The organism is Paracoccus onchidii (assembly GCF_028294535.1).
Taxonomy (GTDB): Bacteria; Pseudomonadota; Alphaproteobacteria; order Rhodobacterales; family Rhodobacteraceae; genus Paracoccus; species Paracoccus onchidii.
Genome location: NZ_JAQBIE010000017.1, coordinates 23905 through 46539 on the forward strand (window position 1 = coordinate 23905; position 22635 = coordinate 46539).

At 61.3% G+C, this 22635-nt stretch carries 23 protein-coding genes; 13 read left to right on the forward strand and 10 right to left on the reverse strand.

Going from position 1 to position 22635, the window contains the following annotated elements; all coding sequences use genetic code 11:
• The first annotated feature begins 64 nt into the window (after positions 1–64).
• Together PAF17_RS13420 and PAF17_RS13425 are read left to right on the forward strand one after the other, a co-directional pair.
• Positions 65–751: a hypothetical protein gene (locus PAF17_RS13420; RefSeq protein WP_271889615.1), complete on the forward strand. Its 687-nt coding sequence runs from the start codon at positions 65–67 to the stop codon at positions 749–751.
• A gap of 12 nt (positions 752–763) precedes the next feature.
• Positions 764–1543, forward strand: coding sequence for a succinate dehydrogenase iron-sulfur subunit (locus PAF17_RS13425; RefSeq protein WP_271889616.1), 780 nt, complete (start codon positions 764–766; stop codon positions 1541–1543).
• 107 nt (positions 1544–1650) lie between these two features.
• Here PAF17_RS13425 and glyS read toward each other — a convergent pair whose 3' ends face one another.
• The 3 genes from glyS to PAF17_RS13440 are packed head-to-tail and all read right to left on the reverse strand — an operon-like array spanning position 1651 to position 5272.
• Positions 1651–3876 carry a glycine--tRNA ligase subunit beta gene (glyS, locus tag PAF17_RS13430; RefSeq protein WP_271889617.1) on the reverse strand — a complete coding sequence of 742 codons (2226 nt, stop codon included), beginning with the start codon at positions 3874–3876 and terminating at the stop codon, positions 1651–1653.
• The gene (locus tag PAF17_RS13435) at positions 3876–4352 is read right to left on the reverse strand and encodes a DUF6446 family protein (protein WP_271889618.1); all 477 of its coding nucleotides are present in this window, start codon (positions 4350–4352) and stop codon (positions 3876–3878) included. Before PAF17_RS13435 ends, glyS begins: the two co-directional genes overlap by 1 nt.
• Positions 4349–5272: a glycine--tRNA ligase subunit alpha gene (locus PAF17_RS13440; protein ID WP_271889619.1), complete on the reverse strand. Its 924-nt coding sequence runs from the start codon at positions 5270–5272 to the stop codon at positions 4349–4351. Before PAF17_RS13440 ends, PAF17_RS13435 begins: the two co-directional genes overlap by 4 nt.
• A 120-nt stretch (positions 5273–5392) precedes the next feature.
• Between PAF17_RS13440 and PAF17_RS13445 the strand changes: the two genes are divergently transcribed.
• Positions 5393–6700: a peptidoglycan-binding domain-containing protein gene (locus tag PAF17_RS13445; protein ID WP_271889620.1), complete on the forward strand. Its 1308-nt coding sequence runs from the start codon at positions 5393–5395 to the stop codon at positions 6698–6700.
• Here the strand turns inward: PAF17_RS13445 and PAF17_RS13450 are convergent, their stop codons facing one another.
• Positions 6701–8152, reverse strand: a complete 1452-nt coding sequence (locus tag PAF17_RS13450; RefSeq protein WP_271889621.1) for a TrkH family potassium uptake protein — start codon at positions 8150–8152, stop codon at positions 6701–6703.
• Entirely contained in the window at positions 8149–8325 is a 177-nt protein-coding gene (locus PAF17_RS13455) for a hypothetical protein (RefSeq protein ID WP_271889622.1), read from the reverse strand. The genes PAF17_RS13450 and PAF17_RS13455 overlap by 4 nt, the downstream gene beginning before the upstream one ends.
• Between PAF17_RS13455 and PAF17_RS13460 the strand changes: the two genes are divergently transcribed.
• The 3 genes from PAF17_RS13460 to PAF17_RS13470 all read left to right on the forward strand — a co-directional run bounded on the left by PAF17_RS13460 (position 8326) and on the right by PAF17_RS13470 (position 12518).
• The gene (locus PAF17_RS13460; protein WP_271889623.1) at positions 8326–9210 is read left to right on the forward strand and encodes an MBL fold metallo-hydrolase; all 885 of its coding nucleotides are present in this window, start codon (positions 8326–8328) and stop codon (positions 9208–9210) included.
• 69 nt (positions 9211–9279) lie between these two features.
• Positions 9280–10914 (forward strand): ABC transporter ATP-binding protein/permease, encoded by a 1635-nt coding sequence (locus tag PAF17_RS13465; RefSeq protein ID WP_271889624.1) that lies wholly within the window; start codon positions 9280–9282, stop codon positions 10912–10914.
• 62 nt (positions 10915–10976) lie between these two features.
• Positions 10977–12518: an amino acid ABC transporter ATP-binding/permease protein gene (locus tag PAF17_RS13470; protein WP_271889625.1), complete on the forward strand. Its 1542-nt coding sequence runs from the start codon at positions 10977–10979 to the stop codon at positions 12516–12518.
• Here the strand turns inward: PAF17_RS13470 and PAF17_RS13475 are convergent.
• The 3 genes from PAF17_RS13475 to PAF17_RS13485 are packed head-to-tail and all read right to left on the reverse strand — an operon-like array spanning position 12508 to position 14669.
• Entirely contained in the window at positions 12508–13479 is a 972-nt protein-coding gene (locus PAF17_RS13475) for a methyltetrahydrofolate cobalamin methyltransferase (RefSeq protein ID WP_271889626.1), read from the reverse strand. The two genes, PAF17_RS13470 and PAF17_RS13475, sit on opposite strands and share 11 nt — an antisense overlap.
• Before the next feature lie 10 nt (positions 13480–13489).
• Entirely contained in the window at positions 13490–14362 is an 873-nt protein-coding gene (locus PAF17_RS13480) for a methylenetetrahydrofolate reductase (RefSeq protein WP_271889627.1), read from the reverse strand.
• A 10-nt stretch (positions 14363–14372) separates the two neighbouring features.
• Positions 14373–14669: a virulence factor gene (locus tag PAF17_RS13485; RefSeq protein ID WP_271889628.1), complete on the reverse strand. Its 297-nt coding sequence runs from the start codon at positions 14667–14669 to the stop codon at positions 14373–14375.
• A 174-nt stretch (positions 14670–14843) separates the two neighbouring features.
• Between PAF17_RS13485 and PAF17_RS13490 the strand changes: the two genes are divergently transcribed.
• Together PAF17_RS13490 and PAF17_RS13495 are read left to right on the forward strand one after the other, a co-directional pair.
• A complete protein-coding gene (locus tag PAF17_RS13490; RefSeq protein WP_271889629.1) occupies positions 14844–15965 on the forward strand; it encodes a Ppx/GppA phosphatase family protein in 1122 nt (373 codons plus the stop codon).
• Entirely contained in the window at positions 15965–16711 is a 747-nt protein-coding gene (locus tag PAF17_RS13495; protein WP_271889630.1) for an RlmE family RNA methyltransferase, read from the forward strand. Before PAF17_RS13490 ends, PAF17_RS13495 begins: the two co-directional genes overlap by 1 nt.
• Here the strand turns inward: PAF17_RS13495 and PAF17_RS13500 are convergent.
• Both PAF17_RS13500 and miaA read right to left on the reverse strand, forming a co-directional pair.
• Positions 16699–17730, reverse strand: coding sequence for a helix-turn-helix domain-containing protein (locus PAF17_RS13500; RefSeq protein WP_271889631.1), 1032 nt, complete (start codon positions 17728–17730; stop codon positions 16699–16701). The two genes, PAF17_RS13495 and PAF17_RS13500, sit on opposite strands and share 13 nt — an antisense overlap.
• Before the next feature lie 83 nt (positions 17731–17813).
• Positions 17814–18701 carry a tRNA (adenosine(37)-N6)-dimethylallyltransferase MiaA gene (gene miaA / locus PAF17_RS13505; RefSeq protein ID WP_271889632.1) on the reverse strand — a complete coding sequence of 296 codons (888 nt, stop codon included), beginning with the start codon at positions 18699–18701 and terminating at the stop codon, positions 17814–17816.
• An 85-nt stretch (positions 18702–18786) separates the two neighbouring features.
• Here miaA and pyrH point away from each other — a divergent pair, with 85 nt between their 5' ends.
• The 5 genes from pyrH to PAF17_RS13530 all read left to right on the forward strand — a co-directional run bounded on the left by pyrH (position 18787) and on the right by PAF17_RS13530 (position 22635).
• Positions 18787–19521, forward strand: a complete 735-nt coding sequence (gene pyrH, locus PAF17_RS13510; RefSeq protein WP_271889633.1) for a UMP kinase — start codon at positions 18787–18789, stop codon at positions 19519–19521.
• A 9-nt stretch (positions 19522–19530) separates the two neighbouring features.
• The gene (locus tag PAF17_RS13515; protein WP_271889634.1) at positions 19531–20352 is read left to right on the forward strand and encodes an ion transporter; all 822 of its coding nucleotides are present in this window, start codon (positions 19531–19533) and stop codon (positions 20350–20352) included.
• Positions 20353–20487: 135 nt separating this feature from the next.
• Positions 20488–21051, forward strand: a complete 564-nt coding sequence (gene frr, locus PAF17_RS13520; RefSeq protein ID WP_271889635.1) for a ribosome recycling factor — start codon at positions 20488–20490, stop codon at positions 21049–21051.
• Positions 21052–21058: 7 nt separating this feature from the next.
• Positions 21059–21790, forward strand: a complete 732-nt coding sequence (gene uppS / locus PAF17_RS13525) for a polyprenyl diphosphate synthase (protein WP_271889636.1) — start codon at positions 21059–21061, stop codon at positions 21788–21790.
• Positions 21787–22635 (forward strand): phosphatidate cytidylyltransferase, encoded by an 849-nt coding sequence (locus PAF17_RS13530; protein ID WP_271889637.1) that lies wholly within the window; start codon positions 21787–21789, stop codon positions 22633–22635. Before uppS ends, PAF17_RS13530 begins: the two co-directional genes overlap by 4 nt.

Below are 22635 nucleotides of genomic sequence, written 5' to 3' on the forward strand. Positions count from 1 at the left end.
TTATCGAAATGCCGGCCTGCTGTCTGATCAATTGGTCGTGCGAACACCGGCTCCCGGGACCGCGATGCAATCGCTGGGACAGGCCGCGATGCGGTATAGTCTGGCGCCCAGCCGCGATTGCGAAAAGCTGTTGCAACTGGCTGTTGAGGAACTGCTTGACGATTTGCCCGCCAATGATCTGCCGGTTCTGGTCAGCCATGAAAATGCAGCCGGGGCACCACCGGGAAAGGGTGGTGAAACCCGCCTGTATCCGATGATGCCCAGGATCGCCGCAAAGATCGCCGAATGGGCGCATGAATATGACACGAGCTTTGTGTTCTATAGCCGCAACATGAACGCTTGGCGGTCCAGTCTATGGGCTCAGGTTGTCCGCAGCGAAGGATATAGCCGCGGATTGGATGACTTTATCGCAGAAACCACAGAGCTGCCCGGTTGGGGCGATCTGCGCAAGAGGATGGGGCGGGCCGTCGGGGCAGAGCGCGTTCTGCGCTTGCGCCTTGAAGACGAAGCGGCCTATGCGCGTCCGGGTACGCAATTGTTGCGCCATGCCGGGCTGACAGATGAGGCGATTTCCGCCATGCCCGAACTGTCCGGATCGTCGAACGAGCGGCTGCGCCCTGCAGCCACAGAATTTATCAGGCAAGTGAATGGCTTGTCCTTGAATCCTCATGCCCGCCGAAAGGTTGCCGATCTGGTTGCCCAGGCGCAGCACCTGTTTACGGCCGAGACGCCGTCCGAAGGCGCTCTTTGAAAGGAGTAACCCATGGTTCAGTTCACACTTCCCAAGAACAGCCAGATCACGGTCGGCAAGACCTGGCCCAAGCCCGAAGGGGCAACGAATGTGAAGAAGTTCCAGATCTATCGCTGGGATCCCGATACGGGCGAGAACCCGCGGTTGGATACCTATTTCGTCGATCTGGATAAATGCGGTCCGATGGTTCTGGACGCGCTGATCAAGATCAAGAACGAGATCGACCCGACTTTGTCATTCCGCCGGTCATGCCGCGAAGGGATCTGTGGATCCTGCGCGATGAATATCGGTGGGGGCAATCATCTGGCATGTATCTATGGCATCGACGAGGTTCAGGGCGATGTCGCGATCTATCCCTTGCCGCATATGCCGGTGGTCAAGGATCTGGTTCCGGATCTGACGCATTTCTATGCGCAACATGCCAGCGTGAATCCCTATCTGATGACCAAATCGCCCACGCCGGGCAAAGAGTGGAAGCAGTCGATCGAGGATCGCAAGAAGCTGGACGGGCTTTACGAGTGCATCTTGTGCGCGTCCTGTTCGACCGCATGCCCCAGCTATTGGTGGAACGGCGATCGGTATCTGGGCCCGGCGGCGCTGCTGCATGCCTATCGCTGGATCATCGACAGCCGTGACGAGGCCACGGGCGAGCGTCTGGATGAGCTGGAAGATCCGTTCAAGCTGTATCGTTGCCACACGATCATGAACTGCACCAACACCTGCCCGAAGGGGCTGAACCCGGCGAAGGCGATTGCCTCGATCAAGCATATGATGGTCGATCGCGCGGTCTGATTTCGGCGCCGGGGGCCCGCCCCCGGACCCCTGGGATATTTCGACAAAGAAGAAGGGCCGAGGGTGGAAACACCTTCGGCCCTTTCGATTTTGGGATATGGCGGAGGTCAGCCCTCGATGTGGGTGAAATCGGCGATCTGGCGGCCGGCCTCGCGGATGCGGCTGAGCAGGTTCAGGCGGTTGCGGCGGACGATCTGGTTGTCGCTGTTGACCTGAACCGCCTCGAAGAAGGCGTCGATGGGCGCGCGCAGGGCCGCGATGGCGGTCATGGCGGCGGGGAAATCTTCGGAGGCGGTGGCCTGTTTGATCGCGGGTTCGGCGGTGTCGAGGGCGGCGAAGAGGGCGCGTTCCTCGTCGGTTTCGGCGAATTTGACATCGGCCCCGAAGCTGTATTCGACGCCGTCCTTTTCCTCGGCCTGGGTCAGGATGTTGCTGGCGCGTTTCAGGCCCTGGGTCAGGTTCTGGCCATTTTCGGTCGCCATCATGTCGTTCAGCGCGGTGGCGCGGTTCACGACCAGCACGAGGTCGTCGTTGCCCGGTTGGGCAAGGACGGCGTCGATGATGTCGTGGCGGATGCCCTGATCGCGGAGATAGACCTTGAGGCGGTCGTGGAGGAAGGAGAGGAGGTCGTCGGTGATTGATCCCGCAGCCTCTTTCAATTTTTCAATATCCGCCCGGTAGCGATCCGATGTCGCTGCTCCCATTTTGTTCAGAATCGTGCGTGCATCATCCTCGTACCCCAAGGACGCCAGTTTGCTGACGAGCTCGCGATCTCTGGGTGCGGTGTCGTGGTGATCGGTTACTACGCGCTTGATAACTGGCCAGAACATTAGGTTCTTCGCTGTGAAGCGTACTCCATTCTCGAGTACCGAACGAATAACCCCTAGCGCCGCGCGACGCAGCGCGAAAGGATCCTTGGAACCGGTTGGCTTTTCATCAATCGCCCAGAACCCTGTCAGCGTATCAATCTTGTCGGCCATTGCGACGGCGACAGAGACGGGGGCGGTGGGCACGGCGTCGGAGGGTCCCAGCGGTGAATAATGGTCGCGGGCGGCGTCGGCGACGGCTTCGGGATGGCCTGCTGCCAGCGCGTAATAGCGGCCCATGGTGCCTTGCAGTTCCGGAAACTCGCCCACCATGGCGCTGCGCAGGTCGAGTTTGGCCAGTTTCGCGGCCAGTGCGGCCTGATCGGGGCCGGTGCCGACCAGCGGGGCGATGTCGCGCGACAGCGCCGCGATGCGGGCGATGCGGTCGGCCTGGCTGCCCAGCTTGTTGTGGAAGGTCACGGATTTCAGGCCCTCGGCCCAGTTTTCCATGCCCGATTTCGCCTCGCGGAGGTCGTTTTCATAGAAGAAGGCGGCATCCGACAGGCGGGCGGCCAGAACGCGCTGATTGCCGGCGAGGATCGTCGCGCCGTCATCGGGTGTCTCGATATTGGCGACGGTGACGAAGCCTTCGATCCTGCCGGTCTTTGGGTTCTTGGCCGAGAAGAATTTCTGGTGTTCCTTCATCGAGGTTTGCAGCACCTCGGGGGGCAGGTTGAGAAAGCGGTCCTCGATCACGCCCATCAGCGGCACGGGCCATTCGACGAGGCCAGCGACCTCGGTCATCAGGGCGTCATCGGGGACGATGTCCCAGCCGCGTGCGAAGGCGAGGTTTTCGGCTTGCTGGCGGATGGCGGCTTCGCGTTCGGCGGGGTCCAGCATGACGCGGGCGCGGCGCAGCTTGGCGGCGTAATCGTCAAATCCGGTGACGGAGAAGGCATCGGGGGCTATGAAGCGGTGGCCGCGCGTGCTGTCGCCAGCGGTGATGCCTTCGATCGTCAGGGGAACGACGGTGGCGCCGGAGTCGTCGCTGAGCAGGCAGATGATCGAATGCAGCGGGCGGACCCAGCGCATCGCGCCTGCGCCCCAGCGCATGGATTTCGGCCAGGGGAAGTTGCGGATCGTACCGTCCAGCACCTCGGCCACGATCTGATCGGCAGAGCGGCCCGGCTTTTCGATGGTGGCGAACCAGACCTGGCCCTTCTTGTCGTCGCGGGTCTCGAGCTGATCGCGGGTCAGGCCGGTCGAGCGCAGAAAGCCTTCCAGCGCCTTTTCGGGGGCGTCGGTGCGCGGGCCCTTGCGTTCCTCGCGGGTGGTGGGGCTGCCGGCGCTGAGGCCTTCGATGGTCAGGGTCAGGCGGCGCGGGGTGCTGAACGCGCCCGCGCTGGCATAGGTCAGCCCGGCCTCGACCAGGCCGTCGGTGACCAGGCGTTTCAGATCCTCGCGCGCGCGGGCCTGCATCCGGGCGGGGATTTCCTCGGAAAAGAGTTCGATCAGCAAGTCAGGCATCAGTCCATCACTCCGCGTTCCGGGGTCTTGTCATTAAATTGGTGCCAGCCAAAGACGCGACCGTCGGGATAGACGGCCAGCACGCGATCCACATCGGGGCGGATCTCGGACTGGCTGAGGACGGCGCGGGCGGCGCCGGTTTCAAGGTCCTGACCGATCTGTTCGGCGTCATAGCAGTCGAACCAGCCGGGGCCGTTCAGGGGTTGGGGATCGTCAAAGGACAGTGTCGCGTCGGGCAGGGGGGTATCCAGTTGCAGACAGGCCCGCCAGCGCAGCGGCGAGCTGTTGGCATCGATCCCTTCGAAGCCATGTGCATCCAGGGGAACGGCGCCCCCTTCGGTTTGGATCACCACGGTTGCCGCAGGACTGTCAGGGTCGATCCGGTCATAAAAACCATATTCTTGCGCATACCACATGCCGGCCCCCGCCGCGACGGTTGCCCCGATCAGGGTAAGGCCGACCAGCTTTCCGTTCACGCCGTCACCCCTGCGGCATCGGTGGTCAGGAACAGGTCGGCGCAGGCCTTGGCCAGCGCCCGGACCCGACCGATATAGGCCTGACGTTCGGTGACCGAGATCACGCCGCGCGCGTCCAGCAGGTTGAACAGATGGCTGGCCTTGATGCATTGATCATAGGCGGGGTGCGCCATCGGAATGCGGCGGCCTGCGCTGTCGGTTTCCGCGGCGGCCAGGATACGGGCGCATTCGGCCTCGGCATCCTTGAAATGCTGGAACAGCATGTCGGTATCGGCCTGATCGAAATTCCAGCGCGAATATTCCTGCTCGGTCTGGCGGAAGATATCGCCATAGGTCAGCGCGATGGGCGCGTCGGGATCGTTGAAGGGCATGTCCATCACATGCTCGACCCCCAGAACATACATGGCCAGACGTTCCAGACCGTAGGTCAGTTCGCCCGAGACCGGTTTGCAGTCATGGCCGCCGACCTGCTGGAAATAGGTGAACTGGCTGACTTCCATGCCGTCGCACCAGACCTCCCATCCAAGGCCCCACGCGCCAAGGGTCGGGCTTTCCCAGTCATCCTCGACAAAGCGGACATCGTGGATCATCGGGTCCAGCCCGATCGCGCGCAGGCTGCCCAGATACAGGTCCTGCAGGTTCGGGGGGCTGGGTTTGATGATGACCTGATACTGGTAATAGTGCTGCAGGCGGTTCGGGTTTTCACCATAGCGGCCATCGGTCGGGCGGCGCGAGGGCTGCACATAGGCCGCGGCCCATGACTTGCCCCCAAGCGAGCGCAGCGTTGTCGCCGGATGGAAGGTGCCCGCGCCCACTTCCATGTCATAGGGTTGCAGCACGGCGCATCCCTGGGCCGCCCAGTAATTCTGCAGGCGCAGGATGATTTCCTGAAAACTGCGGGGTCGGTTGGGGCTGGTCATCGGGCCATCCTTTTGCATAGATCAGGCAAAGTGTTGGCGCCTTCTAGGCGCGCCATCGAACAGGGTCAATAAAGGCCCAATGAACAAGGGGCGTCTTATCGCCCGAATAAGGAGAGCGGAATGCGGCGTTTGGCTTGGATCGTGATGGCGGCAGGGCTGCCGGCGACTGGATTTGCTCAGGACGCGGTGATCCGAATCGAAGCCAAGCGCGGCGATTCCGCCGTGACCGAGGCGGCAACGAACTGGAGCTCTCAGTTTGACGAGGTGGTGACTTTTTCCTTGCCACGTGGCTGGACCGCGATCGGATTGGGGCCATTCGCGCAGAAAGACGCCGAAGACCGGCTGCAAGAGCTGAAAGCCGCAGGTCAAATCCCCCAGGACAGTTTTGTTGCCGTGCCGGGGCGCGACACCATCCTGACACCTTTTGGAGACGGAAATACCGACAGGGACATCCAGACAGATGACGGGCAAGCGGCCACGCCCGTCACCGAGGCCCTGTCGGGCAGCTATATCCGTCTGCAATCCGTGCAAACCGAAGCAGAAGCCCGCGCCGCGCTGGAGGAATGGCGCAAGACTTTTCCTGCGGCCGGAATCTGGGCTTTGGACAATAGCTGGTATTCCGTCACGCTGGGGCCGGCTTCGGCCGATGTCGCAGCGGCGTGGCTGACGGCCTTCAAGGCGGGCGGAGCCGCACCGAACGATGCGTTCATATCTGACGCGGCGGATCTGGGCACGGTTCTGGTCGAGGGGCGCGATCCCGACCTTTCGCTTGGTGACAGGGCGGAATTGCCGCCTCTGGATCAGGTGCAGCGCGTTCTGCGTTGGGCGGGGCGCTATGATGGCGATATCGATGGTCAGACGGGCCCAAAAACACGCGAGGCGATTGCCCGCGCGGTATCGGAGTTGCGGTTTTCACCCGATGCGGGCGCAACGATCAAGGAACTGATGCGCCAGCGCGACGAATGGCGCAAAGATCTGGGGCTGGCCGAGCTGCGCGATGCGGCAACGGGCCTTGCTCTGATCGCGCCACTGGAAAAACTGAGCTTCGACCGGTCGGAACGCGCCCTGTCGATTTACAAGCCCAAGAACGGTTCGGGGGCCGCGTTGATCCTGTTCAGTCAACAGGGTGGTCAACAGGAATTGCTGGATCTTTCTGGTCTTGTCACGGCGCTGGGTTGGGTTCCCCGCCCCGAACGCGATATTGAAAACGGGCATATCCTGTTGCGCGGCGCGAATGAGGATCACATCAGCATTGCCGAAGGATGGGTGCGCGACGGGCGCGCCGAGGGGTTTGTGCTGATCTGGCCTGCGGCCGACGCGGAAAACCAGCCTCGTATCGCCCGGGAGATTTCCGATAGCATCGCACGCCATGCCCCGGGCGAAAATGAATCCCCGCAAGCCGCTGCAACAACCGGTCTGGCACCCTGATCAGGGGCGCCAGAAGCGCGGCATCAGCAGCACAAGAACCGAAACGAGTTCCAGCCTGCCCAGATACATGCCCAGAATCATCAGCCATTTGGCCGAGGTCGGAAATTCCGAGATGGATCCGTTCGCCGTGATTTCCGGTCCCCATGCGGGGCCGACATTGGCGATGGCCGTCCACGCGGCGGTCAGCGCGGTCTTCGGGTGCAGGCCAGACAGTGACAGGGCGACGATCAGCAGGCCGAATGTCAGCATGAACAGTGTAAAGAATGCCATGACCGAATTGACCACGTCCTTGCTGAGTGGACGGCCCTCGTAGCGCAACGGATAAACCCGCGAAGGTGAATGCATTCGGCGCACCTGCGCGCGCACGGCCTGAAACAGCACCAGATAGCGAAACACTTTCACCGAACATCCGGTCGAGCCGGTGCAGCCGCCGATCAACCCGACGACGATCAGGACCGCAAAGGGCAAATGCCCCCAGGCCATCATGTCGGTCGATGCGAACCCCGTACCCGAGAAGGTCGAGATCGTGTTGAAGACCGTTTCACGCACCAGTTCGACCGGGTGCTTGTCCTGTTGCATATAGATCAGGCGATAGATCACGATGATCGCACAAGCGTAAAAGACCCAGCGCAGATAGGCGTGGATCTGTTTGTCCTGATACAAGGGTACGAAATTGCCGCGCATGGCCTGAACCATTCTGATGAACGGAATAGAGGCGAGTATCATGAACACGCATGCGGCCCATTCCGGTCCCCCCAGATAGGCCCCGAAACTGGCATCATAGTTGGAAAACCCGCCGGTCGAACAGGTCGCCAGGGCGTGCACCACGGCGTCAAAGCCGCTCATGCCCAGCATGATATAGGTCAGGGTGCATGCTGCGGTCAGCATCACGTAGATGCGGGTCATCTCTGCCGCGATCTCCCCGGCGCGGGGCAGAACCTTGCCGAGGGTGTCGAACCCTTCCGAACGAAAGAACTGCATGCCGCCGACCTTCATTACCGGCATGAATACCATGGCCACCACGACAATTCCCAACCCGCCCGACCATTGCAGGATTGCGCGCCACAGATGCGTGCCTTTGGGGAGCCCATCCAGCACTGGAAAGGCCGTCGTGCCGGTGGTGGTCACGCCTGACATGGCCTCGAAATAGGCGTCGGAAATGCTGGCATTGGGTGCACCCAGAATAAAGGGAAGTGCCCCGAAAACCGGCAATACCGCCCAAAGCCCCGAGGTGATCAGGAATGCCTGCTGGATATTCAGCGTTTCACTGGCGGTTCTGGTCGCAACGGCGGTCAGCAGCCCCAGCACCATGGTCAGCAACCCGCATTGCAGGAACACGACCCAATGGGGATCGCCATGCCATAGATCGACCGCCATGGGCAAAGCCATCCCGGCACCCAGTGCAGAAACGATTTTTCCGATCGGATGGGCTACCGGGCGCAGATCTATCATAGCGCCTGATTGCCGCGCACCGCCGTCTGCGTCAAGTTGAACCCGACAAAACCGCGCATCCATTCCTGCTTGACTTGAACGGGTGTGTTCATGAAGCTGCGCAGCAACAAGGCGGGGTCAGGCGTCCGAACCGGCGCAGAAACGGCCCGCATCGCAGCCTGCAAGGAGGTCATATGACCGATTTTCCCGTCGATATGGAAACCCGCCCCGAGGTCAGCGGCCATTTCGATCCCGCGACGAACACGATCAGCTACATCGTCAAGGATCCGGCCTCCAATGCCTGCGCCATCGTGGATTCGGTCATGGATATCGACTATGCAGCAGGTCGGATCACACATGAGCATGCCGATCTGCTGATTTCGGAAATTCGTGACCGGGGGCTGGATCTGGCGTGGATCATTGAGACCCATGTTCACGCCGACCACCTGTCAGCCGCGCCTTATATCCAGCAACATCTGGGCGGCAAGATCGGCATCGGCAGCGGGATCATGGAGGTGCAGGACACCTTTGGAAAGGTCTTCAACGAAGGGACCGAGTTTCAGCGCGACGGCAGCCAGTTCGACCGCCTGTTCAAGGATGGCGACAGTTACGAGATCGGCGCGCTTCGGGCCTTTGCGATGCACACGCCGGGGCATACACCTGCCTGCATGACGCATGTCATGGGTGATGCCGCTTTTGTCGGTGATACGCTGTTCATGCCCGATGGCGGCTCGGCGCGCGCCGACTTTCCGGGCGGTGACGCGGGTGTTTTGTATGACAGCATCCAAAAGGTTCTGTCGCTGCCCGACGGTATGCGTCTGTTCATGTGCCATGATTATGGCCCGAACGGGCGTGACATTCAGTGGGAAACCACCGTGGGTGAGGAAAAGGCCAACAACATCCATGTCGGTGGCGGAAAGAGCAAAGAGGATTTCGTGGCGTTTCGGACCCAGCGCGATGCGACCCTGGCGATGCCCAAGCTGATCATCCCCTCGCTTCAGGTGAATATGCGTGCCGGTGAAGTCCCAACCGACAAGGATGGGCGCCCGATGCTGAAAGTGCCTGTCAACGGGTTATGATGACGGGCCGGATCATCCGCGACCTTGGGGCGCGTTGACCACCGCGGCCCGGCGCGGAACATATAACGCATGACCTCGCCGGCTTTACGATATCTGACCCGGATCTGTGCGCCCCAGCGGCGCCGTTTGAAACTGGGTTCGGGGTTGGCGGTGCTGGCCGAAGCCCTGTGGTTGCCGCAAGCGGCCGTCCTGGCAATGGTGCTTGGGGGGATGGCCAGCGGACAAGACCCCGATCTGTGGATGAGTGCCGGGGCGATCGCGATCCTGGGCGTGGCGCGAAGCGGGCTGATTTTTTTGGCGAGCCGGCAGTTCGAACAGGGCGCTGATGCGGTCCTGGCTGCGACACGCGCGCAGATTCTGGCGCGGGCCCAGCAGTATGCGCCTGGCCCCGAGGTGCCGTCATCGGCGCAGACCGCCGTGTTGATGGTCGAAAAGACGTCTTTGATACGCGCCCATCTGTTGCGCTGGCCTGCGGCACGCGCACGCGTTGCGGTGATCCCGGTGTTGATCCTGGCGGTGATTTTTCCCGTTTCATGGCCGGTGGCATTGATCCTGATGATCAGCGGGCCGTTGATCCCGGTTTTCATGGCGCTGATCGGGATGGCGGCAAAAGATGCCTCGGCGCGACAAATGGAGGAAATCTCTGGCCTGAACTCGCTGCTTGTGGACCGGCTTGGTGCGTTGATCGACATTCGGTTGTTGCGGGCCGACAAGCAAATGAAGAACGATTTTCAGATTCGCGCCGATCGTTTGCGTCAGCAGACCATGCAGGTATTGCGGGTGGCATTCCTGTCCAGTGCAGTGCTGGAACTGTTCGCGGCGCTTGGGGTTGCCATGACGGCGGTCTATGTCGGCTTTACCTTGCTGGGGGAACTGCGTTTCGGAAGCTGGGGGCGGGTTCTGACAGCTTCCGAGGGAATCTGGCTGCTATTGCTTGCGCCGGTGTTCTTTCAGCCGTTGCGCGACATGGCAGCCGCTTGGCATGACCGTGTCGCGGCGCAGGCCGCCGCGGACGAGCTGTTGATGGACGAGGAACGCAGTTTGACCCGTATTCCGGGGCAGGGTGCCGATGCGGATCGAATGGCCGGTGCCATTTCGGTGCGGGGCTTGCGCTTGCGCGGTATTTCCTATCCGGATCTGGACATCGCGCCGGGCGAGATGCTGGCCATTACCGGGCCGAGCGGCAGCGGCAAGACCACATTCCTGATGGCACTTGCCGGTATTCTGCCAAGCGATGGGGCATTGAAGGTCGGTGATGTGATCGTTGACGACAAGACGGCGGATGGCTGGCGCCAATCCGTCGCATTGATAACACAGCATGTTCATTTTCTCGACCTGCCGCTACGCGAAAATCTGACGCTTGCGCCCAGCATCGACGATGATCGTCTGGCGCAAGCACTGACTCTTGCCGACGCAGACGAGATCGTCAACCAGCTGCCTCAGGGATTGGATACGGTTCTGGGCGAACGGGGCGGCGGCGTTTCGGGCGGCGAGGCCCGGCGCCTGATCGTGGCACGCACTGCCTATTGGAACCGACCATATGTAATGGCGGATGAGCCGACGGCCGATCTTGACGATATGACAGCACAGCGTGTGATCCGCGGTCTGCTGGATCTGAATGCGCAAGGTGCGGGCTTGATCGTTGCAACGCATGATCCGCGCTTGATCCGCGTCATCGAACGAAGAATCGATCTGGCCGCATGACTCCGCTCTGGCAGATATTTCGGCTGATATGGCGGGATCGACGCGCATCAATGTCGCGCGCCGTGCTGTTGACCATTTGGGTCATGGTCGCAGGGATCGCCCTGTTGTCGTTGTCAGGATGGTTTATCGTTGCGGCGGGCATGGCGGGGCTTGCCGGAACAGGGGCCGTCTTTGACGTGTTTCGCCCGTCGGCCGGGATCAGGTTTCTGGCGATGGCGCGCACAGCCGGGCGTTATGGGGAACGGTTGCTGTCTCATGATGCGACATTGAAGGTGCTGACCAGCCTTCGGGTGCGCTTGTTGGTCGGTATGTCCCGAGAAAACCATGCGATGCTGCTGCGATTGCGCAGCGGCAAGGCGTTGAACAGGTTGACCGCTGATATTGATGCCCTTGATGGCGTTGCAATCCGCGTCGTGTTTCCTGTTCTCGGCGCGGCATTTGCTGCCTTGGCAACCTTTGCGGGGCTTTGGTTTCTGGTCGGGCCGCTGGTGTCTGTCTGGGCGGTGGGCAGCCATGTTTTCGGGGGGGCACTGGTCCTGTTCTGGGGCGGATGGGCAGGGGCGCATCTGTCAGAGCGGGCCGAGGATCTTTCCCAGGATTTGCGTGCCGGCGTCATTGATCACTTGCGCGGCCGTCTGACCCTGATTTCAGCAGGGCGACTGAGGGACAATATGGCAGTGCTGGGCCGTATCGACGCAGCCGCACGTGCCGCGATGATGAAACAGGCGGGGATCGAATGGCGTGTTGCGGCAGGATTGCAGCTCGTCGCGCTGAGTTCATTGGTGGGCACGATCCTGATCTCGGGGCGGCTGCTCAGCGATGGTCATATCGGTGCGGCGCAGGCAGCCTTGGCCATTTTCGCGGCCCTCGCCCTTGCGGAACTGGGGGGCGCGATACAGCGCGGTGTATTCGAGCTTGGTCGCATGCGCGCCGCAGCGCGACGCGTGGCACCCGGACTGTCGGGCGCGCCCCTCGATCCTCAGATCGTCGGGAATGAAGATGGACTTGCTATGCCGGGATCAGAATTGACGGGGCTTGCGCTGACGGGGCTTGATCTTTGTCCGGCTCCGGGGACCGGCACCATTGTCGAGAATTTCAATCTTGTGGTGAGCGCCGGCGAAACCGTTGCGCTAATCGGCGCAAGCGGTTCGGGCAAGACCAGCCTCTTGAATGCCATCGCGGGGTTGATTCCGGTGTCGCGCGGCCAGATCAGCACAGGGGGGCGGTTGGGCTATTTGCCACAGCGCCCTGCGTTGATGGCCGGAACCATACGGGATGCGCTGCATCTGGCCGCGCCTGACAGCGACGATCGTGACAAGGCCCTGATCATGGCGGTTTGTGCCTTCCCGGTCGATCTGGACTACCGGCTGGGTGAATCTGGCAGCGGCCTGTCCGGGGGTGAACAACGCAGGCTGGCCTTGGCAAGGGTGCTGATCCAGCGACCGGCAATCCTGTTGCTGGACGAACCGACAGAAGGGCTGGATCACGCGACAGCCGAATCCGTCCTGCATGGAGTGCGCGCATGGCTGCCCGACGCAGCGATTCTGATTGCGGCCCATCGTCCGGCCGAGCGGCAGGCGGCCGATCGCGTCATCAGCCTTTAGACGCGCGTGACCGGCGTCCGCCGCGTCTTCCCGCCCCCGCTTGTGCCAAGGCGCTCTTGCTGGCTTCGGCAAAGCTGGCACCTTGTTCGACGGCTTCGATAACCCGTGCAAAGCGGATCCATTCGCCTCCGTTCGGATCATGGTCCATCAACATGTTGGCGGCACGGATCGACTCCATCTCGACCAGCCGTATCGGGTTCATGATGGCGCTTGTCATCCCGGCGCCAATGGCCATCGGCAAGAAAGCGGCGTTGATCCCGTGGCGATGAGGCAGGCCAAAACTGATATTGCTGGCCCCGCAGGTCGTGTTGACGCCAAGTTCTTCACGAAGACGACGCACAAGGGCAAAGACCTGTCGCCCGGCAGTCGCCATGGCACCAACCGGCATGACAAGGGGGTCGACCACGATGTCATGGGCCGGAATGCCAAAATCCGCGGCGCGTCGGACAATCTTGCGCGCGACGTCAAAGCGGATATCGGGGTCTTCACTGATGCCCGTATCGTCATTGCTGATCGCGACGACCGGGACGTCGTATTTCTTGACGAGGGGCAGAACCATTTCGAGCCGGTCTTCCTCACCCGTGACGCTGTTGACCAATGGACGTCCCTGCGCCGCGCCCAGTCCCGCCTCAAGTGCGGCCGGAACCGAACTGTCGATGCAGAGCGGCACATCGACCAACCCTTGCACCAGTTCGATCATCTGCCGCATCAAGGGGGGTTCGGTCACGTTGGGGTCCGGGTTCGAATTGTAGACCACGCCTGCATTCACATCCAGAACCATCGCCCCACAAGCAACCTGCAGGACGGCATCTCGTTCCACGGTCGAGAAATCGCCGGCTTCCAATTCTGCGGCAAGCTTCTTTCGCCCGGTCGGGTTGATCCTTTCCCCGATGACACAGAAGGGTTCGTCGAATCCGATTGTCGCCGTTTTCGTGGCCGATTGCAGGATTGTTCTTGTCATCAGATACCTTTCATTCAGCGCGGGCGCGATCCAGCCAACCGGTTGATGCCGCAATGCCACCCAGAGGGAACAGATGGGCAGCCGAAATCGGGAAATCGGGGTCGCTGTTTCGGGCCAGTGCCAGGGCGGTCACGAATTCGGTCGGTTCGTAAGGCACGAGCAGCTTGGTCACATCACGCGCGCGCCGCTGCAGGACCCGCAATGACGGGCCGACGCCGCACATGATCGCAAATTTCAGCATCGTCTGCAGTTTGGCCGGACCTGCCACCCCGATGCGAATCGGCATGGTGATGCCCTGATCGTGCAGCCGTCTGGCCCATTGGATCACCGGATCAGCCTCGAATGCGAATTGGGTCACGATCTGAAACGCGGCATCGCTGCGTTCCGCGAAATCGGCCTTCCACTTCAGGGCGCGCAACACCTCGGCCTCGCCGCCACCGGGGTCGATATCGCGATTGCCTTCGGGATGGCCGGCGATGAATAAGCTGGGGAACCCGTCCAGCAGGCCGGTGCCAAGCAATTGCATCGAATCCGCATAGGGCCCACGGGGCTGGGGCAGGCCGCCGCCAAGCACCAGTATCCCCGCCGCGCCACAATCGCGATATCCGCTGACCCATTCCCGCAACGACATGGCGTCCGGTACCAGTCTTGCGGGCAGATGGGGTATCGCGCGATACCCCTGCGCCGCCAGACGCGCGACCGCCGAATGCATGTCGGCGATCGGGGTTCCGTCGATATGGGCAACGAAAACCAAGGCGCCCTGTTGCATATGCGCCGGGAAATCATCGACTTTTTGCAATGTGCGCGGCATCACCTCGATCGACGCATCGTCCAGAAACCGGGCCATCGCGGCATTATTGGTGGAAGGAGTGCGAAATCGCATCAACGTCATCCTAGTCAACCTTGCCTTCGGGGTGAAAGCCGCCATTGTCGATCAGGTCACGCAATCGCTGCCTGTCATATTCGGCTTCGATCCAAGCAGCCAGGCTGTCAGCATCGGGCGCTTCGCGCAATTCACGGCGCCATTGCGACAGGTAGTCATCCGTGCCTGCCAGACCTGCCTTCATGGCCGCGCGGTCAATGGCCTGTTCGAATCGTTCGGACAGCGATTTGCGGCGCGCGGTGCGGCCCTTTCCCTGCATCACCTGTGCAGGAATGTCGCGCCAAAGAACCAAAGTCACGTCCACCATTCGCAACGCCTCTCCTTTCTTCAAAGACTGGCATGGTGGACCGGTCAGGATGGTTCAGTTGCGACCATCAAGAGGGCCGTTTGCGACCTGTCGGGCATTTGCGGGTGCGGCCTCTTGTATGCTCAGGGTTCAGAGGTTACGTTTTAACTAACTTACGAACGGAGGGCGTGTATCATGGCGCCCAAGCGTCCTGCGGGTGCGGGCGCGTTCCCGAAAAATGCGGTCGAGCCGTCTGTCACCCGCCAGTCCGAGGAGGGGGCGCTTTATGCGGCCCTCGATCTCGGGACAAATTCGTGCCGTATGCTGATTGCGCGACCGCGCGGCAGTCAGTTCACGGTTGTGGACAGCTTTTCCAAGCCCGTGCAGCTTGGACAGGGGCTGGAAGCTTCGGGGCGCTTGTCCCGCGGCTCGATGGCGCGCACCGTGCACGCATTGCAGGTGTGTCGGCGCAAATTGGATATGCATCGCGTTCGGAATATGCGTCTGGTTGCGACCGAAGCTTGCCGCCGTGCGCGCAACAGCAGGGATTTCATGCGTACGATCCGGCGTGAAACCGGGCTTCCCTTTGAAATCATCGGTGCCGAAGAAGAGGCCCGGCTGGCAGTGATTTCCTGTGCGCCGCTGGTCAGCCAGACGACAGAGACCCTGATGGTGGTGGATATCGGCGGTGGTTCGACCGAACTGGTCTGGATCGATCTCGAGGATGTCGAACCGGGCGAACGTTCGCGCGCGATCATGCGGCTGTCTGATGGCTTTGCCAATCCGCAGCCGGGCGGTGCGCGGGTGGTGGATTGGATCAGCGTGCCTCTGGGCGTGGCGACCTTGCGTGATCAATTCGCGGATGTCGAGGATGATCAGGGTCGCTTCGCGCTGATGAGCTGGTATTTCGAAGAACTGCTGTCGGATTTCGCGCCATACGCGGATGGTTCCCCGGATGAGGGTTTTCAGATCATCGGCACATCGGGCACGGTCACGACGGTCGCAGCCAGTCATCTGGGGTTGCGGCGGTATGACCGGACCAAGGTTGATGGTCTGGAAATGACCAGCGATCAAATCGACAAGGTGATCCACTCGTATCTGCAACTGGGTCCGGACGGGCGACGGCGCGACCCGCGTATCGGGCGTGAGCGCCACGCGCTGATCATGTCAGGGGCCGCGATCCTGCAGACATTGATGCGCGTATGGCCCACAAACCGCCTGTCAGTCGCGGATCGCGGTCTGCGAGAGGGGTTGCTTTATGCCCAGATGGTGCGCGATGGGGTGTTGACGCCTGATGGCATGAACGGAGTGGCATGATGAGTAAGGGACCGGGCAGCCGCGCGGGAAAATCCAGCGGGCGCGGACAGCGCGATCTGCGTGTGCGGGTCAAAACGGCCAAGGGGCGCAAGCTGTCCAGCAAGCTTTGGCTCGAACGTCAGTTGAACGATCCATATGTCGCCCGCGCCCGGCGCGAAGGATATCGTGGTCGCGCGGCGTTCAAGATACTTGAGCTTGACGACAAGTATCGTTTTCTGGTGCCGGGGGCGCGGGTCGTTGATCTGGGTTGTGCGCCAGGTGGCTGGTGCCAGGTGGCCCTGCAACGTGTGAACGCGCTGGGAGAAAAGGGCGACAAGGCCGTCGGGCGGGTTGTCGGCGTTGACCTGCAAGAGGTTGACCCGATCGCGGGGGCTGAAATTCATCAGCTGGATTTCCTGTCGGAAGGGGCGGATGATCTGGTCAAGGAATGGCTTGGCGGCCCCGCAGATGTCGTCATGTCGGATATGGCGGCAGCATCATCAGGGCATAAGGCGACGGATCACTTGCGGATTGTCGCGCTTGTCGAGGCGGCTGCCCAACTTGCATTTGATGTCCTGGAGCCGGGTGGAACATTCGTCGCCAAGGTCCTTGCAGGAGGGGCCGAGGCAGAGATGCAGCTGACCCTCAAGAAGGCATTCACGAAAGTGGCGAATGTCAAACCGCCGGCCAGTCGCAGCGATTCATCCGAGAAATTCGTGGTCGCAACCGGGTTTCGCGGTCGGCCTGAAACCGATCAGGACAGCTGATCGGCGCGGGCCTGAAATGCGTCCGGGGTTTGGCCCGTCGCATCAACCACGGCACGTGTGAAATGGGTCAGGCTGGAATATCCCAGCCGCGTGGCAATGGCAGCAGGAGCAAGGCGCTTGCCGCGCAGCATGATGATCGCCAGTTCCAGACGCACGGCATTGAGAATCTCGACGGCGCGTTGTCCCCTTGCGGCCATGCAGGCACGGTCCAGCGTGGTCAGGTTGCTGCCCAGGGCGGTTGCCAGTTCCGACACGGATACCTGTTCCAATGGATGGTCCCGCGCCAATGAGATGAACCGTTCGACAAGCGGGCGGTCCTGCACATCGTTCGGCATGTGTCGGGCGTGACCCTGAATGGCGGGTTGCAGATGTTCGAAAATCTCGGCAAGTCGTTGCAGCGCCGGGGCCGTCGAACCGTTTTCCTTGTCTGTCAGGGCGCGAAGGCAGCTTAGCAAGGGGTCGCAAACGCTGCCGATATGCCCTGATAGCCCGTCACCGGGCAGGACTGCGCCAAACTGCTCGGTCAGCCGTGACGGGATCAGAGCGACATAGCCTTCGCTGTCCACCATCGGTGTGCAGGAATAGGCCGTGCCCGCAGGAATATAGCGCAGATCCCCCGGACCCATACGATGGTCGCGGCGCGGAAAACTGACGGCATTGCGCCCTCGGGTGACCCAGATCACACTGTGTTCCGGGCGCGTGCGCGGCCCAAGTCGCGTTCCGGACGCGCCCCAGATATAAGTCGCCAGTGGTAACAAGACCGGTGAAGGCGGGGTGTTGATGCGCCGCGCCCCGACAGTCGGCGCGACTTGGGCGGTCGGGGCAGCACGATCATGTCGTTTGATTCTGGAAGTTTCGGGCCTGTTTTGCGCAGGCAAATTCACCGGACCGTGATCCGCGAGCCTTGCCGCGACGATATTGCGATCCTTGCCGGAGATGCGGGTTCCCGAACCCAGTTTTCCCAAACCCGTTTGAGAAAAGGGAAAACCTGACGAAATCTCTGTGTTCTTGCTGTGCATCGTTATGCTGCCCGCACCATGATTGGCCTTAGGCGGATTATCGCCTATTGGGCGATTCGGCTCAACTGTCCAAAGAGACAAGGTTAGTTTTGCGGGCCAACAGGCCAGGCTTGCCAGTCGCGCATGCGCCCGCGAAACCAGATCCGCTGGGACTTGGCGTATTGTCGCGTGGCGATGATGGCCCGCTCGGTCGCGGTCTCAAGGTCAAGCTTGCCCGCCAGATGCGCCATAAGCTCTGGGGCGCCGATTGCGCGGGCCCATTGTTGCGCCGGATCCCAGAATGGCTGCATGTGGCGGGCTTCGGCCAAGGCACCAGATTGAACCATCTGCGCGAACCGGGTCGCGATCCTGTCGGCAAGCCAGTCCCGATCGGCTTGCAGGACAAGGCGCTGTGATTGTGTTTCATCGACAAGGGGGGGCGGTGTGTCGGCCTGCCATTCCGAAAGTCCCCGGCCGGTTGCGCGCCAGACCTCCCAGGCGCGTTGGACGCGCACGGGGTTGCGGGTGTCGATACGTTCGCGGGTTCGTTCATCCAGCTCGCCTACAAGCTGTGCCAGACCGTCGTCCCGCGCAAGGATCCGGTCGGATTCATCGCGGTATTCCGGCGGGGTCGGGGGCACATAGGCTAGCCCCCGCGTCAGTGCCGACAGGTATAAACCTGTTCCGCCCGCAATGATCAGGCGCTGGTTCAACAACGGTTCCACATCGCGCAGCCAGTCGCCGACCGAATAGCTGCATCCCGGATCGACATGGCCGTAAAGCCGGTGTGGCGCGGTGGCTTCGTCCTTGATGTCGGGGCGCGCCGTCAGCACCCGCCAACAGGACCAGATCTGCAGGGCGTCCGCATTGACGATGATACCGCCCTGAACCTGCGCGACCGCCATCGCAAGCGAAGATTTACCGCTTGCGGTGGGACCTGCAATCAGCAGGTGGCGGGACGGATCGATCCGCGATAAATCAGTGGTGCGCATCTGGGATCTCGGGCAGTTGATTGTCGGGGCCTTTTGCGACATTTTGCGTCGCGATGAAAGCGGCGGGCCCAAGGAAGGACAGCTCATGACCGAACAATCGGGCCCCGCGCCCACCCAGTATAACCGGGTTATGCTCAAGATTTCGGGCGAAGCACTGATGGGCGATCAGGGATTTGGGCTGCATCCCCCGACCGTGTCGCGAATCGCCAACGAGGTGGACACCGTCGCCAAGATGGGCGTCGAGGTGTGCATGGTGATCGGCGGGGGCAATATCTTTCGCGGCCTGCAGGGCAGCGCGCAAGGTATGGAACGCACCACCGCCGATTACATGGGTATGCTGGCCACGGTGATGAATGCGCTGGCCATGCAATCCGCGCTTGAGGCGATGGGTCATCATTGCCGGGTGATCAGCGCAATCCGCATGGATGAAGTCTGCGAACCTTATATTCGCCGCCGTGCGATCCGGCATCTTGAAAAGAAACGGATCGTCATATTCGCAGCCGGGACCGGGAACCCCTATTTCACGACCGACACGGCTGCCACGCTGCGGGCGAATGAAATGAACTGCGAAGCGATCTTCAAAGGGACAAAGGTTGACGGGGTGTATGACAAGGACCCGGCCAAATTCCCCGATGCCAAGCGGTATGGCGATGTCAGCTATGACGAAGTCTTGCAGAAACATCTGGGCGTCATGGATGCTTCGGCGATTGCCCTGGCGCGTGACAATCGCTTGCCCATTGTTGTGTTCTCGCTGGACGAGCCGGGTGGGTTCCGTTCGATCCTCGAAGGGCGGGGTACCTACACGCGCGTGCATGTGTGACGGTCTGACATGACAACGCTGCGCGCCAGCATCGACCGGGGTGTTCACAGCCCGGTCGTTCAGCATTTCATCACTGCGGTCATCATCTTCAACGCGCTGATTCTGGGGCTGGAAACCTCGGAACATGTGATGCAGCGGTTCGGCCCGCTGATCCTGTTCCTCGATTCCCTTTGTCTGGCGATTTTCGTGGTCGAACTGGCGTGCAAATTGTTCGCGCGCGGCCTGCGGTTTTTCCGCGATGGTTGGAATATCTTCGACTTCGTGATCATCGCGGTCGCATTGATGCCGGCCACGCAGGGCCTGTCGGTGTTGCGCGCCTTGCGGATCCTGCGCTTGTTGCGCATCGTATCGGTCACGCCAAGGCTGCGCCGCGTTGTCGAAGGGTTTCTGGACGCCTTGCCCGGCATGGCCAGCGTCTTTCTGCTGATGGGGATCATCTTCTATATCGCGGCTGTTATCGCGACGAAGATGTTCGGCCCCTCTTTCCCCGATTGGTTCGGCACATTGGGTGAATCGGCCTATTCGCTGTTTCAGATCATGACATTGGAAAGCTGGTCGATGGGGATCGTGCGCCCGGTCATGGAAACCTATCCCAATGCCTGGTTGTTCTTTGTGCCCTTTATTCTGGTGACGACATTTGCCGTGATGAACCTGGTGGTCGGTCTGATCGTCAACTCGATGCAGGACGCGCATCACGAAGAGGAAACCGAGAATACAGGCGTCTATCGGGACGAGGTTCTGGCCCGGCTGGAAAGCATCGAAAAACGTTTGTCCGGCATGGCGGCGCCCTCAGAACAATCGACGCAGACCGACGACAGAACGCACAACTAGGCAGTCTTACCAAGTGGCAAATCCGGGACCTTTCGGATTGAAGGCATTCTACCGCCCATGGATCGGGCAAAGCCTTTGCCAACACTGTGCATAATGGTTACAAGCAAACAAAATTCAATTCAGAGGCAGTCCGAAATGGCAGAGGACATCGAAATCGACATTGACGATCTGGAACGGCGTATGAAAGGCGCGATGGAAAGCCTGCGCCATGAATTCGCGTCGCTGCGGACCGGGCGCGCTTCGGCCTCGATGGTCGAACCGGTTCAGGTCGAGGCGTATGGCCAGATGACGCCGGTCAACCAGCTTGGCACCGTGAACGTGCCCGAGCCCCGGATGGTGACGATCAACATCTGGGACAAGTCGATGGTCGGCAAGGTTGAAAAGGCCATCCGCGAAAGCGGTCTGGGCATCAACCCGCAGACCAATGGGACGATCATCATGCTGCCCATCCCCGAACTGAACGAGGAACGCCGCAAGGAACTGACAAAGGTTGCCGCGCAATACGCCGAAAGCGCCCGCGTCGCGATCCGGAATGTGCGTCGCGACGGGATGGATCAGGTCAAGAAGGGCAAGGCCAACGGCATGCCGGAAGACGATCAGAAATTCTGGGAAGGTGCCGTTCAGGAACTGACCGACAAGATGATCGGGCATGTCGACGAATCGCTCGAGGCCAAGCAGGCCGAGATCATGCAGGTCTGAGGGCAACATGGCCGCCGAAACCGCACAAAGTCTTGCTTCCGGGGGCAGCTCGGCGCCCCGACATGTCGCCATCATCATGGATGGCAATGGCCGTTGGGCGGTCGAACGCGGCTGGCCGCGCCTTGTCGGTCATCGTCGTGGCGCGGAACGGGTCAAGCAGATCGTTCGCGCCTGCCCGGATCTGGGCGTGAACTGGTTGACGGTCTATGCGTTCTCGACCGAAAACTGGAAGAGGTCGACCGAAGAGGTGCTTGGCCTGATGAAGATCTTCAGGCGGTATATCGAGCGCGAGGCCGAAGGCATGTCCGGCGAAGGCGTTCGCATGCGCTTTATTGGTGGTCGCGAACGTCTGGATCCGAAATTGCAGGCATTGATGACTGCGATCGAGGCTCGGACGGCAGGCAACACCCGCCTGAACCTGACGGTTGCAATCAATTATGGCGGTCGTGATGAACTGGCCCGCGCGGCAGCACGTCTGGCACAAAAGGTCGCGCGCGGCGAGATCGCCGCGCCCGGCGAGGCCGATCTCGAAGCTTGCCTGGATACAGCCGGACATCCCGATCCCGATCTGGTGATCCGGACATCGGGTGAAACCCGGACTTCGAATTTCCTGCCCTGGCAGGCGGCCTATGCCGAATATGAATTCACGCCGACATTGTGGCCCGATTTCACACCGGAGCATCTTGCGGCAATTCTTGACCGATATGGCCTGCGCGAGCGCCGCTTCGGGGGCGTATGAGTGACAAGACCCCGATAGCCGGCCCGCCGGGCGCAACCGGAAAATGGGCAGATTTGTCACGACGCATCGCCTCGACGGTGGTGCTTCTGGGGATCGGGGTTCTGCTTGCTGTGGCGACCGGGCTTTGGCTGCGGTTGGGCATGGCGATCATTTGCGCGATCACGTTCTGGGAACTGGCCAATATGACCGGCTGGCGCCATCCGCAAATGCATGCGGGGCCGTTCGGGTCATGGCGGCCGCTGGCGCTGGCTGCGATCGCAGGTGTCGCACAGCTTTGCGCGCTGGTTCTGTATCACCCGATGTCCTGGCTGTTCCTGTTGCTGCCGATCCTGGCAGGTTTGCCCGGCGCGGCGCGGCGTGATCGCGGAACCTATGCCATTTTCGGGGCGGCAATCCTGTTGGTTGCCTATGGTCTGGTGATTTTCCGCGAGGATTTCGGCCTTGCCTTCGTGTTATGGCTGATGGGTATCGTGATCGTTTCCGACACTGCCGGCTATTTCTTTGGCCGCATTCTGGGCGGCCCGAAATTCTGGCCATCGCTCAGCCCCAAGAAAACCTGGTCGGGTACGATTGCCGGTTGGGTTGGCGCCGGGCTTCTGGGGACGCTGCTTTGGCTGTCGGGGCATGGTGACTGGTCTTTGATATGGGTTTCGCCGATTGTCTGCTTTGCGGGGCAAATGGGTGATATCGCGGAAAGCTGGCTGAAACGCCGTGCGGGCGTCAAGGACAGTTCCAATCTGATCCCGGGCCATGGGGGTTTCATGGATCGGTTCGACGCCGTGACGGGCGCGGTTCTGGCAACCATGCTGATCGGGTTTGTCACGAACCTGCCCGCGGTGAATTGA